Raw genomic sequence first — 16,747 nt, forward strand, 5'->3', positions numbered from 1 at the left:
TGGCAGGGGAGTGTCGCCGGGTTGTGAAGGCTTATGTCGCTTCCAATGCCAGCAAATACGCCTTCGCCGCTAACCCGCCCGCATAACCCGCGAGCTTGCCCGATTTAGCAATCACCCGATGGCACGGCACGATAATGCTGATCGGGTTCAGCCCATTGGTATGCCCAATCGCCCGCACCGCTTGCGGTTTTCCAATCATTTGCGCCTGTTCGGAATAGCTGCGGGTTTCGCCATAGGGAATGTCGTGCAACACTTGCCAAGTGCGTTGCTGGAAATCCGTGCCATGCACGCTTAGCGGTAAGTCGAACGTGCGCTGCGTTCCGGCAAAATACGCCTGCAACTGGCTGATGGTTTCGCGGGTCATGGCGTTGCTTTGCGCTTGCACCTCACCCAAGGTGACGCGGATACGTTGCCAGTTGCTGTCAAAAGCGACGGCACACACCGCCTCATCAGTGGCGGCGATAGTCAGTGTGCCGACGGGCGATTCCCATGTTGAAAAACCGATACGCATGGTGTGCATGTGGTTATTCTCCAATCCGCGTCAAAATTTGGCGGATAACGGCGGCGGCAATCCGAAAGTCTGCTTGGTGCAGGATTCCAAATACCGGGCGGGCGGCAGGGATTAAGCCGCGTTGTTTTGCCATGCCAATGATGGCAGCCGTGCCGGTGATGGTTAGCCCTTTTTCCAGTGCGACTGCGCGTCCGGCACGTTCATCCATGATCAGCAGCACAGGGTCGGGGTGGTGCAAGGCAAGGCTGATGCAGGCGCTCTCCCCCTCGTCGAGGTCAAGCCCCGTGAGGGCAGGGAAAGGGTGTTCCCAGACTCGCAGCCAGCCAGCGGATAACGCTGCTTGTATAGCGGCTTCACCAGGCGCTTGTTTGCCCGGCAATACTTCATTGCGCACGATTTCAGGCAACCAGACTTCGCCGAACAGGTGCGGCAACCATGGCAAGCCATCGACAATGGCTAACCCAATCAATGGGCTGGCATCGGCAATTACGACGCGAGCCATTGTTCCAGCGTATCCATGTCTTGGTTGACTTCGGCGGCAGTTTGGTTAATGACGGGAATGCCCAAGCGTGAAACGTGCGCGATGAAATCTGCCAGCACCATGTTTGCCAACCGCGCGGAACGTGCCAGTGATAATGTACTGTCTTTGAATAGCGAGGTGGCTAACGCGGTACGTACCCCTGGCATATCCAGCATTCCGCCGGTTTGGTTCAGCCCGATCATCAGTGCGTCGGGTTGGTCGCGGTTCATGACTAACACCATGTCCTCGTGGGCGTAGCGCAAGGCTTCGCTGGGGTTGTTTTTCAGGCTGCTGACGTTAACGGTTTTCATGCCTATGTTTCCTAGGATGATGAGACAGGATGATTATAAGGGAATGATGCTGACGTTGCACCAATTACGCCCGATTCAAGCCAAAAAAGCACGACATAAGTGCATTCTAATGAACTGTAGGGTGGGTAAAATGCCTGCGAAACCTACCATTTCCCACCCAACCCCGCAAAAATCCTAGCTTCCTCATACTTGGCACACCCATTGCATTGTAATCATCAAGCAGTCAACGGCAACTGCAACGATTGAAGTGACTCCTCCTAACCGTGCGATGCAGTACGGTATTTGGGTAAAGCAGCCCTGACCCGTGGTCGTCAGTGATAATGTGGTGGAATTGAAACCCGCGACAGCAAAAGCTGCATAAAAACCCCATTTGGGGCTTGACGTAAAAGCGTGTGCTACGTATAGTTCGCGCTCTTGATTGAGTAACGGAATCAACGTATTCTCTACCTTTCAACGTCGGAGTATAGCGCAGCCTGGTAGCGCACCTGTTTTGGGTACAGGTGGTCGGGGGTTCAAATCCCTCTACTCCGACCAATTAATTTTAGTTTCCTACTTGCGCCCGTAGCTCAATGGATAGAGCAACGGCCTTCTAAGCCGTAGGTTGCAGGTTCGAGCCCTGCCGGGCGCGCCATTTCGATGCCCAGCAGAGACAATGTTTTCCGTGGTGACTGTAGCTCAGTTGGTAGAGCACTGGATTGTGATTCCGGTGGTCGTGGGTTCGAGCCCCATCAGCCACCCCACTTTTTTCCCGCTTCAAATATTATGCAAAAGCTAACAGGCTGTGTATAATCGCCTCCTTCGTGATTCTCGGTAAGGTTTGCTGACCGGAATCCGCAATTGACAAATGCGAAAATGGCGGAATTGGTAGACGCACTGGTTTTAGGTACCAGCGCCGCAAGGCGTGAGAGTTCGAGTCTCTCTTTTCGCACCACTTTAACTCCTTGATTTTAATGATGATCTGCCCTGCATCGGTGGATGTCAGGCTCGTAACGAGGTTTTTACATGCAATTTTCTGTCGAAACAACCGGTAACATCGACCGCAAAATGACAGTGGCAGTTCCTGCCCAAAAAATCGACCAAGAAGTAGAAAAACGCCTGAAAGGCATGGTGGGTCGCGTCAAAATCGACGGTTTCCGCCCCGGCAAAGTGCCGTTTAGCGTGGTCAAAAAACGCTATGAAGAGGGTGTGCGTTACGAGGTAGTGGAAAAATTGCTGGGTTCTGCCTTCCAAGATGCCGCTAATCAAGAAAAATTGCGTGTCGCAGGTTTGCCAGAAATCGACCTGAAAACGATGGAAGCCGGTAAAGACCTCGAATTCGTGGCGAGTTTCCAAGTTTACCCAGAGGTGGTGATTGCAGGCGTTGAAACCCTGACGATTACTCGCCCGGTTGCAGACATTGCTGACGCTGATCTTGACAAGATGATTGATGTCATCCGTAAGCAAAATCAAGAATGGAATGAAGTTGACCGCGCTGCTGCGGTAGGCGACATGGTAAAAGTCGATTTCGACGGTTCTGTCGATGGCGAAGCCTTTGAAGGCGGCGCTGCGGAAGATTACTCCGTCGAACTCGGCGCTGGTCGCATGTTGAAAGACTTTGAAGACGGTCTGGTGGGCATGAAAGCCGGTGAGGTGAAAACCATTGATGTGGCATTCCCGGATACTTACCACGCTGAAAATCTGAAAGGCAAAACCGCACAATTCAAGCTGACTATGAAGCAAGTGCGTGCTGCTGTGCTGCCAGAAGTTGATACCGATTTCATCACTAAATTCGGCGTAGAAAGCGGTTCTGTGGATGATTTCCGTGCTGAAATCAAAAAGAATATGCAGCGTGAACTCGATACTGCCATCAAAACCCAACTCAAGCAGCAGGTGATGGACGGTTTGGCGGAACTGCACGCTATTGATATTCCCAAGTCACTGGTGACGGAAGAAATCCGCTACGTTCGTGATGAGTTCTCGCAAAACACTGGCTCTCCGGCAGATAATATCCCCGACGAGTTGTTTGCGCCGCAAGCAGAGCGCCGCGTGAAGTTGGGTTTGATTGTGGGTGAAGTGATTCGCCAACACAGCCTGCAACGTGACCCGGCACGGGTTGAGGCAATGTTGGAAACCGTGGCTGCCAGCTACGAAGACCCGCAAGCGCTGAAAGACTACTACCGTGGCAACCGTCAAGCCATGCAGACCATCGAAGCAGCGGTAATGGAAGAAATGATCGTTGAATGGGTCATGGAAAAGGCCACCGTCAACGACGAAACCCGCGACTTCGATAGCGTCATGAACCCTAAAAAGCCGGAACAGGCACAAGCCTGAATCCCGTAAACAGATAAAGGTAGGTTGTAATGTTTGGAATAAACCCGATTGAACCCCGCGCTGTTGGCGTGCCAATGGTTATCGAGCAATCTGCTCGTGGCGAACGCGCCTTTGACATCTACTCGCGCTTGTTGCGGGAACGGGTCATTTTCTGTGTGGGTGAAGTCGAAGATTACATGGCTAACCTGATCGTGGCGCAGTTGCTGTTCCTCGAATCCGAAAACCCTGAGAAAGATATTCACTTGTATATCAACTCGCCGGGTGGGGTGATTACCGCAGGCATGGCGATTTACGACACCATGAAGTTTATCAAGCCACAAGTCAGTACTTTGTGTATCGGTCAAGCCGCCAGCATGGGTGCGGTGTTATTGGCAGCGGGTGAACCTGGCAAGCGTTTCGCACTGCCACATTCGCGCGTTATGATTCACCAGCCATCGGGTGGCTCGCGTGGACAAGCTTCTGATATTGAAATCCAAGCGCGTGAAATTCTTAAAATGCGTGAGGTTTTAAACAAAGTATTGGCGGGTCATACCGGGCAAACGGTTGAGCGTATTGAGCAAGACACGGATCGGGATAACTTTATGGATGCGGTGCAGGCACGTGAATATGGCTTGATTGATGAGGTCTTGACAGTTCGCACGTGATGGATTGTCGGACTAAAGCCCGACCTACATAGCCATTTGTCAGAAAACAGCCTGTCTTTACAGGCTGTTTTCGTGTCTGGACAGGTATTTTTCAGCAAAAGAAGCATAAAATACTTGTAAAAGGCGAGTATTCTTGTAACAAGACAAGTTTATTAGAATAATATAGCTTGAAAGCAGTCATATGGACACAACATAGTCCTTTGGTTTACATCGTTGATGTGTCGTGAAGCGGCACAGGATAGAGGTTCTGATGAGTAAAGATAGAAGAGGCGATCACGATAGCGGCAAGCTGCTGTATTGCTCTTTCTGCGGAAAAAGCCAGCACGAAGTACGCAAGCTGATCGCTGGCCCTTCGGTGTTCATTTGTGATGAATGTGTGGATTTGTGTAATGACATCATTCAAGAGGAAATGCATACCGCGCAAGGGTCTGATGAACAATCTTCCCTGCCGACCCCACGTGAACTCAAAGGCAACTTGGACGAGTACGTGATTGGTCAGGAACTGGCAAAGCGTGTGCTTTCAGTAGCGGTTTACAACCACTATAAGCGCTTGTACAAAAAAGGTGGCGGCAAAGATGATGTCGAGCTGGCAAAAAGCAATATCTTGCTGATTGGCCCGACGGGTAGCGGTAAAACCTTGCTGGCAGAAACGCTGGCTCGTTTGCTGAATGTGCCGTTCACGATTGCTGATGCCACGACTCTGACCGAAGCCGGTTATGTCGGTGAGGATGTGGAAAACATCATCCAGAAATTGCTGCAAAAATGCGATTACGATGTCGAAAAAGCGCAGACGGGCATTGTTTACATCGACGAAATCGACAAAATTTCGCGCAAAGCCGATAACCCTTCCATTACCCGTGATGTGTCGGGCGAAGGTGTGCAGCAAGCGTTGCTGAAGCTGATCGAAGGCACGGTAGCCTCTGTACCCCCGCAAGGTGGGCGTAAACACCCGCAACAAGAATTCTTGCAGGTCGATACCCGCAATATCCTGTTCATTGTGGGCGGCGCGTTTTCGGGTATGGATAAAGTTATCCGCCGTCGTACTGAAAAGGGCAGCATTGGTTTCTCTGCTAAAGTGAAAGCACCGGAAGAAAGCCGCAGTTTCGGCGAAGTTATCAAAGACATCGAAGCCGAAGACTTGGTGCATTACGGTTTGATTCCAGAGTTTGTGGGACGTTTACCCGTTGTTGCTACCTTGGAAGAGCTTGATGAAGCTGCTTTGGTACAAATTCTCACCGAACCGCGCAATGCGTTGACCAAGCAGTACGCTAAGTTGTTTGAGATGGAAGGTGCTGAATTGGTCTTCCGTGATGATGCCTTGCATTCGATTGCGCGTAAAGCGATGGAACGCAAAACCGGTGCGCGTGGGTTGCGTTCTATTCTGGAAAAAATCTTGCTGGATACCATGTACGACCTGCCATCTGAGCAGAATGTCAGCAAGGTGGTGGTGGATGATGCTGTCGTCAAAGGCGAGTCCCAACCGTATCTGATCTATGAAAATGTCGAGCCGCAGCAACAACTAGCCGCAGGCGAATAACATTTGTTGGCGTGCTGATTCTCCTCAGCACGCCACCCTCCTAGCTGCCACAGTGAGTACTTATTATGGCTGAATCAATCATCGTTCCCGTTTTACCGTTGCGTGATGTCGTGGTGTATCCACACATGGTGATCCCTTTGTTTGTCGGGCGTAACAAGTCCATCCAGGCGTTGGATATGGCGATGGATAGCAACAAACAAATCCTGCTGGTTGCTCAAAAAAGCGCTGAAGTGGATGCCCCTGATTTAGATGATGTGCATACGATGGGTACGCTTGCCACCATTTTGCAATTGCTGAAGCTGCCGGATGGCACGTTGAAAGTATTGGTGGAAGGGCTGGAGCGTGCGGAAATTATCGCGATTGATAATGACGGTGATTTTTCCGCTGCACGGGTTAAAGTAGCTGCTTCGGTTTCCACTGACAGCCGTAAAATTGACGTGCTGAGCCGTTCTTTGGTGAGCTTGTTTGAGCAATACGTCAAACTGAATAAAAAAGTCCCGCCAGAAATTCTCTCTTCCTTATCCAGCATTGATGATCCGGTACGCTTGGCGGATACCATTGCGGCGCATTTAGGCTTGAAGATTGCAGAAAAACAGAAAGTGTTGGAAATGCTCGATGTCGAAGAGCGTATTCAGTACCTGATGGAGTTGGTGGAAGGTGAAATCGACTTGCTGCAAGTCGAGAAAAAAATCCGTGGGCGCGTTAAACAGCAAATGGAACGCAGCCAACGCGAGTATTACCTCAACGAGCAGATCAAAGCCATCCAGAAAGAACTGGGCGAAATGGACGATGCTGCGCCTAACGAAATGGAAGAACTGGCGCGTAAAGTTGAAGCCGCCGGTATGCCCAAAGAAGCTAAAGAAAAAGCTGATGCAGAGTTGAAAAAGCTCAAAATGATGTCGCCGATGTCAGCAGAAGCCACGGTGGTGCGCAACTATATCGACTGGTTGGTTAATTTGCCTTGGAAGAAAAAATCCAAAGTTAATAATAACTTGGGTGAGGCTGAGAAGGTTCTCAACGAAGATCACTACGGTCTGGAAGAGGTTAAAGAACGCATCCTCGAATTCCTCGCTGTGCAACAGCGCGTCAAAAAGATCAAAGGACCGATTTTGTGTTTGGTAGGGCCACCGGGAGTAGGTAAGACCTCACTGGGGCAGTCCATTGCGCGTGCCACTGGGCGTAAATTTACCCGCATGGCGCTGGGTGGGGTGCGTGATGAAGCCGAGATTCGTGGGCATCGTCGCACTTACATCGGTTCTTTGCCGGGTAAAATCGTGCAAAATCTGACGAAAGTAGGAACCCGTAACCCGCTGTTCTTGTTGGATGAAATCGACAAAATGTCGACCGACTTCCGGGGCGATCCTTCGTCTGCTTTGCTGGAAGTATTGGATCCAGAACAAAACCATACTTTCGCTGACCATTATCTGGAGGTCGATTTCGACTTGTCGGATGTGATGTTCGTGGCGACTTCCAACAGTATGCGTATTCCAGGGCCACTGCTGGATCGTATGGAAGTCATCCGCATTCCGGGTTACACCGAAGATGAAAAGCTCAGCATTGCGAAGAATTACTTGGTTCCTAAGCAAATCAAAGCTAATGGATTGAAGAAAGGGGAGCTAACCATTAGCGATAGCGCGGTGATGGATATTATCCGCCATTACACCCGTGAAGCCGGGGTGCGCAACTTGGATCGTGAAATCTCTAAGTTATGCCGCAAAGCCGTTAAAGAGCACTTGTTGAGCGACAAGAAGAAGAGTTCTGTTACCCCGCGTAACATTGAGAAATACCTTGGTGTGAAACGTTTCGATTACGGGCGTGCGGATAAAAGTAACCAGATTGGTCAGGTCACGGGTTTGGCATGGACGTCGGTCGGTGGTGACTTGCTGACCATTGAAAGTGCCTTACTACCGGGTAATGGCATGATCAAGAGTACCGGGCGCTTAGGCGAGGTGATGAAAGAGTCTATCCACGCAGCCGAAACGGTGGTCAAAAGCCGTGCGCGTAGTTTGGGGATCACCCGTAAATCATTGCGCAAAAATAATGTACATATTCATGTGCCTGAAGGAGCAACACCCAAAGACGGCCCTAGTGCAGGTATCGGGATGGTAACAGCGATGGTATCCGCCATGACGCGTATCCCGGTGCGTGCTGATGTGGCCATGACGGGTGAAATTACTTTGCGCGGTGAGGTATTGCCTATCGGTGGCCTGAAGGAAAAACTGCTGGCCGCGCACCGTGGTGGCATCAAGCTGGTGTTGATTCCCAAGGAAAATGAAAAAGACTTGGCGGAAGTACCGGATAATGTCAAAAAGGGGTTGGAAATACGTCCCGTGAAGTGGATTGATGAGGTATTAGCCTTGGCGTTAGAACATGCGCCAGTGCCTTTGGCTGATGATGAGGACTTGGATGATGATGCGGAAGCACCATCTTCCGTCCCAGTGGTGGTGGCTGACGAAGAGGAAATCAGCCCAGCCAGACCGCATTAATGTACCTACACGGGATGCTGAAATACTTCTGTGCGTTTGAAGTCCGCAGGGCAATCGCTTGAAAGTTTGGTTGCAAAACATGCATAAATAAGGTTTTTCCCGAAAGGACAAAACCGATGCCGAACTTGCCGTCCAGCGCTATCAGCCGCTTACTGGAACAGTTGTCAGTTTTAGAAGACCCCCGCCAGCAAGCCAAAGTTCTCTACCCCCTACCTGAAATCCTATTGCTGGGTTTGGCAGGCAGCTTAGCAGGGGCAGACGATGTGGTGGAAATGGTGCGCTGGGCAAAGCTAAACGCGGATTTCCTGCGCCGCTATTATCCCTATGCACGGGGCTTTCCCAGCCATGACACGGTGAGTGACGTGTTCAACGCGCTGAATGCTAAGCTGTTTTCGGAACTGTTTATCCGTTGGACAAACAGCCTGTCCGCAGGGGAGGCTGACCTATTGAACATTGACGGCAAAACCTCACGGCGCAGTGGTGGCAACGGGCAGAACCCTCTGCACCTGGTGTCAGCGTGGGCAAACCAGCAAAATCTAGTGCTGGGGCAGGAAGCCACCGACCAGAAATCCAATGAAATCACTGCCATCCCCGCCTTGCTACGCAAGCTCGACATTGAAGGCTGCTTGATCACCATTGATGCGATGGGGACACAAAAGGCCATCGCCAAGCAAATCGTGGAAGCAGGCGGTGATTACCTACTGCTCAACAGTCGTGACATTCCCCCAAAACCAAGCATGATGTTAGGCAGCAGCCTTACTGAACTGCTGTTTTAACACCTTGATTATGGGTATTTTCCCGCTGTTAGCGGTTCATGTTTGCCTATCATCGTCCTCATCGCCGTTGACGGCCGCGTTAATTCGCCACCAGAAGGCTTTGGGGGGAGAGCGCAGTAATTGCCGTGCCAGTAGTGGTGCTAAAATCTGTCGCACGGTGTTCTCGGAAGGCAATTCACGGGAACGGGTGCGCAAATACAAGACCTGCTGCTTCCAAAGCCCCTCATGGTACTTGAGGGAAAACAGTTGTAGCAAACCGGTGGCGATGCAGGCACACAACACAAAGGTTTCCATTGCCTGCCAGCAGGCCACCACCGTGGGGAGGTGCTGTGCTTGGGGGGCTTTGAGATGCCGATTGGCGGTAGGTCGCCGGGAATGGCGCGGCAGGTAACGGCTCCAGAAGTGGAAGCGGAATGCGCCCATGGTATTTTTCAGGGCATCAAACAAGGTTTCAATCCGGGTGCGTCGGCAGTACAGGGTGAGGATGGTTTCCGCGTCCAGCACCAAATCCGAACACATCAGCAGGATGGGGCCACGGGAAGTGACTGCCCAGACAAATTGCAGCGGCTGCCCTAACGGTTTCCACCACAGGGTATGGGACATCAGGCGTACCGACTCCTCCTTGCCATAAATGCACAGGGTCACTTCACGGAAAAAATCAGCATGGTCAAAGGCTTCCCACAACACCAGCTTCATCCCGTACTGGCGTTGCCGCCCACGCCTTCCCGGCGGTTTGGGTGGCGCAGGGAAGTAGGCCACATAGTTCTTTTTAGCGCGGGTGATGACCTGCACCAGTGGTTGTTGTAACGCCACCGACCAAACCGAGCGTGCCAGCCGGAACACCGAAGCCGTGGCAAAGAACGCATCCAGCACCAGCCACACCGGGCGGTCATTCACCTGCGCAAACGACAACGCCATCTGCACCACCCGTGTCCCCAGTTTGAGTGTCGGGTCGTTAGCATCCTCTTCCCCCAAATGCCGAAACCCCTGATGGATTTGCAAACTCAGCGGCAGGCAGAAACAGGCGGACAGGCTCCCCACCAACAACCCCACGGCTCCCCAACACTGCCCCCGGAAATAGTCCGGTTTGCTTTGGGTTTCCGAGGTTTCCCGCAAGGAAACGACCCCCGGCATCCGCCCACCATCCTTAACCACATGGGTATGGTCGCCCAGCACCACCAAACGCCCCGCCACCTCAACCAGCGGCGCATGGGACAACACCCACCGCTGCCAGCTCGCCCGTAACCGCTCAGGATGGTAAGACCCGGCACGAAAAAAATGGAGCAACCGATGGTAGCCCCGTTCATCCGATAACCAGTAACGGCACATCGACGTGACCCCGCTCATCTCGGTCGCCGCTAAAAAGCTCAGGATGATGGCGCAAAACAATAGCCATGCTCGCTGGCGCGAAAATTCACTTTTAAAGTGGTGAAGGCTCTGGTATAGATCAACTAGCATGATGTCCCTTGGATAATAGGTCGCTGGTAACGCCTACTCTAAGGGATTTCGTGCTGCTTGGGGGAATGGGGAGAACTTATGACTGTTGAGACCTACTGGCAGTCAAAGACAATCAGAAAACGTTAGCAGAAGACATCGCCCTGTTTTTCGAAAAGCCGCCTGCCGGTTATGTGCTGGATGAAGACACCCAGGTGGAAAAAGACCACGGGCGGCTCGAAACCCGCCGTTGCCGCATTTGCACCGATGTTGCTTGGTTGGAACAACGGCAGGAATGGGCAGGACTTGCCAGCATCATCTGTATCGAGTCCTGGGTCGAAAAAGCAGGAAAATCCACCTATTCCATCCGCCACTACATCTGTTCACTGGCGATGATCGCCAAGGCCGCACAATATGCCGTCCGCTCCCACTGGGCAATCGAAAACAAGTTGCATTGGGTGCTGGATGTCCTGATGCGGGAAGATTTGGCGAGAAACCGTAGCAACCATGGCGCACATAATCTCGCCATCCTGCGCCACATGGGTACTAACCTGCTGCGCAATGACAAAACCAACAAACATAGCCTCAAAGTCCGTCGTAAACAGGCAGGGTGGTCAACTGACTATCTGGCACAACTGCTGGAGCAAGTCATGTAAGTAAGGCGATTATTCAAGCGATTGCCCTATTGAAGTCCGTCATTTTGTTGACATATTTTAGATGTCGCTGGTATAACTAGCGGGCGTATCCGCATGGGTGGCTCTGCTGACTGTTGTGGCAGGAGTGTTTCGGTTTCCCCTATAATGAATTCATAAGGAAAATTTCTATGAATAAAGCAGAATTGATTGATGCAGTAGCAGAGAAGTCCGGTTTAACTAAAACCGATACCGATAAAGCGTTCAAGGCGTTTGTTGAAGTTATCAGTGAATCAATGGCGAAAGGCGACCAAGTGGCTCTGGTGGGTTTTGGTACGTTCCTCGTGCGTGAGCGTCAGGCGCGTTCTGGGCGTAATCCGCGCACTGGAGACACAATTTCTATCGCTGCTGCAAAAATTCCTTCATTTAAGGCTGGTAAAGCCCTAAAAGATGCTGTACAGTAGCGACCTCTGATGAACGACGGGTAGTTAGCTCAGTTGGTAGAGCGTCGCCCTTACAAGGCGAATGTCGGGGGTTCGAGTCCCTCACTACCCACCATCTTTATTCAGTTTTTATCGCGGAGCGGTAGTTCAGTTGGTTAGAATACCGGCCTGTCACGCCGGGGGTCGCGGGTTCGAGTCCCGTCCGCTCCGCCAACTATTCAAAAAAGGATGCTCTTGTAGCATCCTTTTTGTTTCTTTCAAGTTGTTCACAACAACATCGCGGAGCGGTAGTTCAGTTGGTTAGAATACCGGCCTGTCACGCCGGGGGTCGCGGGTTCGAGTCCCGTCCGCTCCGCCAACTTTTTCCATTTCATCCCCCTGTTTCTTCCTGTATGATGGCGTTCTTGCGTGCGTGGGGCGTGCGCATTAATTGTTCATCAATCAACATTACTCACAAAAACGTAAAAGACCATGCTGCAATCAATTCATGACAAAGCCAAAGGCTGGATTGCCTACGCAATCGTAGGGATTATTATCGTACCCTTCGCTCTAACCGGGATTTATGACTATTTTCAAGGTGGCGATAAGCGTGTCGCTGCTGTTGTCAATGGCGAAGATATTCCTGTGCAAGCCGTACAAAATACGCTGTTGCAACTCAAGCAGCAATTCGGTGGTCAACTGCCAGAAGGTATGGATGAAGCGCTAAAAGGTAATGCTTTAGAATCTGTAATTAATCAAACCTTGATGAAACAAAAAATTCGTGATGGCGGCTACCTTGCGAGTAATCAGGAAGTGGCAGATGCTATTGCTGCGCTCGACGTTTTTCAAAAAGAGGGCAAGTTTGATAAACAAACGTATGAAAGCTTTTTGAAAATGCAGCGTCGTGAACCCGCTGAGTTTGAAGCACAAGTACGCGCTGATCTTTCGCAACAACAGTTGCGAAATGCTGTGGCAAGTACCGCGTTTTTGCCAAAATCAGAAGCAGAGCAGTATCAGGCACTACGCAATCAGCAACGTGAGTTGGAAGTCTTTACGCTAAAACTTGCTGATTTCCAGGCGCAAGTACAAGTAACCGATGAGCAAATTGCTCAGTATTATGAGCAAAACAAGGCATCCTATATGACGGATGAGCGGGCACAACTGGCGTATGTAGAACTCAAACGTGATGATTTGATGGCTAATGTCACTGTGAATGAAGCGGCATTGAAAACGTGGTTTGATGATAATGCGGATACTTATGCGCAGCCAGAACAGCGTATGGTGAGTCATATCTTAATCAGTGTCGATGACCCGGCAAAAGATGCACCAGCGAAGCAACGTATTGATGCGTTATATGCTGAAATACAGGCAGGCACGCGTACTTTTGAGGCAATTGCCCGTGCTGATTCCGATGATAAGATTGCTGCCGAAAAAGATGGGCAGATGGGTTCTGTTGTGGCAGGTGACTGGGGTGCTGAATTTGAGAAAGCAGTCTTTGCGCTAAAAGTAGGTGAAACATCGGCACCGGTGAAAACGGAAGCGGGTTACGAAATTATTCGTGTCACGGAAATCAAGCCAGCTAAGCCGAAAACATTTGAAGAAGCACGTGCAGATGTGGAAACCGATTACCGTAAAGATCAAGCGGAACAAGCCTTCCTCGACAAAGGCGAAGTGCTAGGTCGGGTTGCGTATGAGCAGGATGGTGATCTTGCACCGGCTGCTAAAGAAGTGGGTTTGAGTGTGCAGCAAACAGACTGGCTTACGCCAGTACAAGGCCAGGGCATTGCTGCTAATGAAAAAGTACGTGCTGCCGCATTTAGCGAAGAGGTTTTAAAGTCTGGTAAAAACTCTGACTTGTTAGAATTGGAAGATGGTAATGCGGTGGTTATTCGTGTCGTGAATCATGAACCAGCCGCACAGAAACCGTTAGAAACGGTTCGTGAAGATATTCGCACTGCTTTGCTTGCGCAAGAGGCTCGCAAATTGACGGCTCAAAAAGGTGAAGATCTCCTGAAAAAGCTGATGGCAGCACAGTCTTGGACTGTATTGGCAGAGTCTGGTTTAGGCTCGGAGACTGCTGTTGAAAAGCTCGGTTTGCTTGGGCGCACTGATACTAAACTGTCACCAGAGGTGTTGGAGCAGGCATTTGCACTGAGTCATCCGCTAGAAGGTAAATCGACGTGGGGTAGCGTTGCCTTGGCTAATGGGGATTATGCGATCGTTGCGTTGAAGTCGATCAAAGCGGGGGACGCTACGTTGGGTGCTGATGCTGAAGCGATTTATAGTCAAAGCATTGGCTCGCGTGAGTTAGACGCTTTTTTGAAAGCGCTACGTGATTCCGCCACAGTCGAAACACATGCTGAGAATTTGTAAGCAGGTACATGAAAGTCCATCTGAAAGCGTTAGGATGCCGCCTAAATGAGGCGGAGTTGGAACAGTGGTCGCAGCAGTTTCGTGCAGGCGGGCATGAAATTGTGTCCAATGTACCGGATGCCGATGTATTAATATTAAATACCTGTGCGGTTACTAATGAAGCGTCAGGCAAGTCTCGACGCCTCATGCATCGCCTTTATCGTGAAAACCCTGCCGCCAAGCTGGTGGTGAGTGGTTGTTATGCCAGCCTGCAAACGGATGAAGTTGCGCAAACGCTCGGTGTGGATTTGGTTGTGCCAAATACCGAGAAAGATCAACTTCCCCAAACCGTGATGCAACATTTTACCTTGCCGGTGATGCCCGCGATGGCTAGTGAACCGGGTGAGTCGCCATTATTCTTGCGTGGTCGGCATCGGGCGTTCATCAAGATTCAGGACGGTTGCCGTTATCGCTGTACGTTTTGCATTGTCACGGTGGCCCGTGGTGAGGAGCGCAGTCGCACTGAAGCTGAGATTGTTTCTGAAATCAATGAGCTGTATCGACAAGGCATTCAGGAGATTGTATTAGCTGGGGTGCATGTCGGCGGTTATGGCAGTGACACGGGAAGCTCTTTGTATGCCTTGGTGCAAGCCATTTTGCGGGAAACCGATATGCCGCGTATCCGGTTTGCTTCGGTAGAACCGTGGGATTTGCCGGATGATTTCTTTGCTCTGTTTGCTGACCCGCGTTTAATGCCACACATGCACTTGCCTTTACAAAGTGGAGCCGATTCGGTGTTGCGACGTATGGCGCGGCGGTGTAAGACGACTGAATTTGTGCGGCTAGTGACTGAGGCACGGCGTAGTGTGCCGGGTTTCAATGTGACAACGGATATTATTGTCGGGTTTCCGGGGGAAACCGATGAGGAGTGGGAACAAACCTTGGCTTATGTAGAGTCGGTTGGTTTCGGTCACATGCATATATTCACTTATTCGATTCGTACCGGAACGAAAGCCGCTACATTGCCTAATCAGGTTGCAGAATCCGTTAAAAAATCACGCAGTCAAACCTTACATGCAGTGGGTGAGCGCCTGAAACGCGAGTGGTTAGCACGGCAAGTTGGTAGCACTGTGCCGGTCTTATGGGAGTACGGACGTGCTGGCGACGCTGGGCAGCACATTTACACCGGCTACACCCCAAACTACTGTAAAGTCATGGTGTCTGTCACCGATAATAAGCCGCTTGAAAATACAGTTAAGCACACCATATTAACAGGTGTGAATGACGAGGCCGTTCTTGAAGGGAAAGTGAACCATGAACGCTAAGCGCTACTTATTTGGTTTTTATTTACTCGTGCTGAGTGTGTTGCTGCACGGGTGTATTTTTTCCTCGGAATCGCAGCAAGCTCGTGAGGTTGCTGATAAGTTTTGGCAGGCCGTGTTAAATGAGGATATGGATTCTGCCAAAAATCTGACAACGTGGGAGAGTGCGCAATACCTGCAATTTTTGAGTAGCAAGAGTGTTGCTGCTAAGCGTTTTGAAACCGGCGAAATCAAAGTAGATGGTGTGACAGCCGAAGTGGCTACGCTACTATACAGTGGTGAAAAGGGCGAGATGGCGATTCCTTTGCGTACAGTGTTGATTCGTAATAAAGATGTGTGGCAAGTGGATGTCCAAAAAACCATGGGTTCGATGGTCAGTGGTGCGATGGGGGCAGTAGTTGATCAGTTAAATATGTTTATGGAAAATGGATTAAAAGATTTGGATAAGGCATTAACTGATAGTGTGCAGGAATTAAACCAAAACCTAAAACAAGGTGTGGATCAATTAAAGAAAGAATTAGATACCCCGCCAGCAGCGCCTACTTCTTCTCCGCCACCTTCCGGCGCTCAAGCGATATAAATCCTTTTAGAAGATTATATTTTAATCAAAAAGCCGACTTCTTTGTCGGCTTTGCTTATTTCTATTGCATTCACGTCGTATTCAGGTTTATATAGGGCGATGTCCGTATACAGGTAAAAACCCCCGTTTTGTCAGTCAGTGACTGGTATAAAAATAAAGAGCTGTTATGTTGGCATCACGCTGTTGTGAATGGTCAGATCAACGAAGTGGAATTCCCCATGCCAAAATTAGTTATCAAGCAAGATTTGCCTGAAGTTTCCATACAAGAAAAATTAGAAGGTTTATTACGGGTAGTTCTGCCCGTGTTATTAGCCGTGATTGCTGTTGCGGCATTATTGTCACTTTATATAACCCGTGATTCTGTGATGCCGGGAGCCGCTATAGGTGATTCCGGGCAGCAAATTGATTTACCTGCGATGTACACTGAACAAGAAGAGCGGCTGAATAAGCTTGGACGTGAGTTTGAGGCTCAGGAAAAAACGGAATTAGAAAGTTACAATAAACACTCTACGTTGGTTGTAAAAGCTAATGAATTGTTGACAAAGCTTGCTGAGCTAGATGGCAAGGTAGCAAGTTTAGATGTTCCCACTGAAACCAAGCAAGCTCTGTTGAGCCGCCACCAGTATCAAAAGGATTATTGGGAAGCCAAGCGTGTTTTTCATCATTTACGGTTATCCCATTTTGCGAAGCCCGTTGATGCGCCTGCATTGGCAGCAACGGTGACAGTTCCACAGGAGCCTGACGAAACTATACCGTCGCAAACGACAGAAAAAAGGGATGGTAAGCTGAGTGGAGAGGATGCAGCACCCGTGCCAGCCTTACCTGATGGTTTCTGCCCGTTATTTGGGCCGGGAGCTAAAGCTTGCCGACCGGATACGAATGATAAAGCTCCCTAACGGCCTGGCTAAAA

15 protein-coding genes and 7 tRNA genes are annotated in these 16,747 nt (G+C 50.4%); 18 read left to right on the plus strand and 4 right to left on the minus strand.

Annotation, left to right across the window (positions count from 1 at the left end):
- Positions 1-31: 31 nt before the first annotated feature.
- Genes QJT81_17730 through QJT81_17740 form a run of 3 tightly spaced genes read right to left on the minus strand, consistent with a single transcriptional unit; the run spans position 32 to position 1,342 of the window.
- Positions 32-520, minus strand: a complete 489-nt coding sequence (locus QJT81_17730; protein ID WGZ93618.1) for a methylated-DNA--[protein]-cysteine S-methyltransferase — start codon at positions 518-520, stop codon at positions 32-34.
- 4 nt (positions 521-524) lie between these two features.
- Positions 525-1,013 carry a DUF3368 domain-containing protein gene (locus QJT81_17735; protein ID WGZ93619.1) on the minus strand — a complete coding sequence of 163 codons (489 nt, stop codon included), beginning with the start codon at positions 1,011-1,013 and terminating at the stop codon, positions 525-527.
- Positions 998-1,342, minus strand: coding sequence for a UPF0175 family protein (locus tag QJT81_17740; GenBank protein ID WGZ93620.1), 345 nt, complete (start codon positions 1,340-1,342; stop codon positions 998-1,000). The genes QJT81_17735 and QJT81_17740 overlap by 16 nt, the downstream gene beginning before the upstream one ends.
- Before the next feature lie 457 nt (positions 1,343-1,799).
- Between QJT81_17740 and QJT81_17745 the strand changes: the two genes are divergently transcribed.
- The 9 genes from QJT81_17745 (at position 1,800) to QJT81_17785 (ending at position 9,095) form a co-directional block, all read left to right on the plus strand.
- Positions 1,800-1,876: transfer RNA gene (locus QJT81_17745), tRNA-Pro, on the plus strand.
- A gap of 21 nt (positions 1,877-1,897) precedes the next feature.
- Positions 1,898-1,973: transfer RNA gene (locus QJT81_17750), tRNA-Arg, on the plus strand.
- Between the two features lie 33 nt (positions 1,974-2,006).
- A tRNA-His gene (locus QJT81_17755) sits at positions 2,007-2,082 on the plus strand.
- 106 nt (positions 2,083-2,188) lie between these two features.
- Positions 2,189-2,273: transfer RNA gene (locus tag QJT81_17760), tRNA-Leu, on the plus strand.
- A 71-nt stretch (positions 2,274-2,344) separates the two neighbouring features.
- On the plus strand, positions 2,345-3,652 hold the full coding sequence (gene tig, locus QJT81_17765; protein WGZ93621.1) for a trigger factor: 1,308 nt from the start codon (positions 2,345-2,347) through the stop codon (positions 3,650-3,652).
- Positions 3,653-3,681: 29 nt separating this feature from the next.
- Positions 3,682-4,296, plus strand: a complete 615-nt coding sequence (gene clpP, locus QJT81_17770; GenBank protein WGZ93622.1) for an ATP-dependent Clp endopeptidase proteolytic subunit ClpP — start codon at positions 3,682-3,684, stop codon at positions 4,294-4,296.
- 250 nt (positions 4,297-4,546) lie between these two features.
- Entirely contained in the window at positions 4,547-5,833 is a 1,287-nt protein-coding gene (clpX, locus tag QJT81_17775; protein WGZ93623.1) for an ATP-dependent Clp protease ATP-binding subunit ClpX, read from the plus strand.
- 65 nt (positions 5,834-5,898) lie between these two features.
- Positions 5,899-8,319, plus strand: coding sequence for an endopeptidase La (gene lon / locus QJT81_17780; GenBank protein ID WGZ93624.1), 2,421 nt, complete (start codon positions 5,899-5,901; stop codon positions 8,317-8,319).
- A gap of 116 nt (positions 8,320-8,435) precedes the next feature.
- Positions 8,436-9,095, plus strand: coding sequence for an ISAs1 family transposase (locus QJT81_17785; protein WGZ93625.1), 660 nt, complete (start codon positions 8,436-8,438; stop codon positions 9,093-9,095).
- Between the two features lie 36 nt (positions 9,096-9,131).
- On the opposite strand, the gene QJT81_17790 is transcribed toward QJT81_17785, so the two are convergent.
- Complete coding sequence (locus tag QJT81_17790) at positions 9,132-10,553, minus strand: transposase (protein ID WGZ93626.1); 1,422 nt, start codon at positions 10,551-10,553, stop codon at positions 9,132-9,134.
- A gap of 140 nt (positions 10,554-10,693) precedes the next feature.
- On the opposite strand from QJT81_17790, the gene QJT81_17795 reads away from it, so the two are divergent.
- The 9 genes from QJT81_17795 to QJT81_17835 all read left to right on the plus strand — a co-directional run bounded on the left by QJT81_17795 (position 10,694) and on the right by QJT81_17835 (position 16,733).
- The gene (locus QJT81_17795) at positions 10,694-11,185 is read left to right on the plus strand and encodes an ISAs1 family transposase (GenBank protein WGZ96512.1); all 492 of its coding nucleotides are present in this window, start codon (positions 10,694-10,696) and stop codon (positions 11,183-11,185) included.
- Positions 11,186-11,337: 152 nt separating this feature from the next.
- Positions 11,338-11,625 (plus strand): HU family DNA-binding protein, encoded by a 288-nt coding sequence (locus tag QJT81_17800; protein ID WGZ96513.1) that lies wholly within the window; start codon positions 11,338-11,340, stop codon positions 11,623-11,625.
- Positions 11,626-11,643: 18 nt separating this feature from the next.
- Positions 11,644-11,719, plus strand: a tRNA-Val gene (locus QJT81_17805).
- 21 nt (positions 11,720-11,740) lie between these two features.
- Positions 11,741-11,817, plus strand: a tRNA-Asp gene (locus tag QJT81_17810).
- A gap of 68 nt (positions 11,818-11,885) precedes the next feature.
- Positions 11,886-11,962, plus strand: a tRNA-Asp gene (locus QJT81_17815).
- A 113-nt stretch (positions 11,963-12,075) separates the two neighbouring features.
- The gene (locus tag QJT81_17820; GenBank protein WGZ93627.1) at positions 12,076-13,956 is read left to right on the plus strand and encodes a SurA N-terminal domain-containing protein; all 1,881 of its coding nucleotides are present in this window, start codon (positions 12,076-12,078) and stop codon (positions 13,954-13,956) included.
- 8 nt (positions 13,957-13,964) lie between these two features.
- On the plus strand, positions 13,965-15,260 hold the full coding sequence (mtaB, locus tag QJT81_17825; protein ID WGZ93628.1) for a tRNA (N(6)-L-threonylcarbamoyladenosine(37)-C(2))-methylthiotransferase MtaB: 1,296 nt from the start codon (positions 13,965-13,967) through the stop codon (positions 15,258-15,260).
- Positions 15,250-15,837 carry a hypothetical protein gene (locus tag QJT81_17830; protein WGZ93629.1) on the plus strand — a complete coding sequence of 196 codons (588 nt, stop codon included), beginning with the start codon at positions 15,250-15,252 and terminating at the stop codon, positions 15,835-15,837. The genes mtaB and QJT81_17830 overlap by 11 nt, the downstream gene beginning before the upstream one ends.
- 128 nt (positions 15,838-15,965) lie before the next feature.
- Positions 15,966-16,733, plus strand: a complete 768-nt coding sequence (locus QJT81_17835; GenBank protein ID WGZ93630.1) for a hypothetical protein — start codon at positions 15,966-15,968, stop codon at positions 16,731-16,733.
- The last annotated feature ends 14 nt before the right edge of the window (positions 16,734-16,747 follow it).

Source organism: Candidatus Thiothrix putei, from assembly GCA_029972225.1.
In the GTDB taxonomy this organism is placed as follows: domain Bacteria; phylum Pseudomonadota; class Gammaproteobacteria; order Thiotrichales; family Thiotrichaceae; genus Thiothrix; species Thiothrix putei.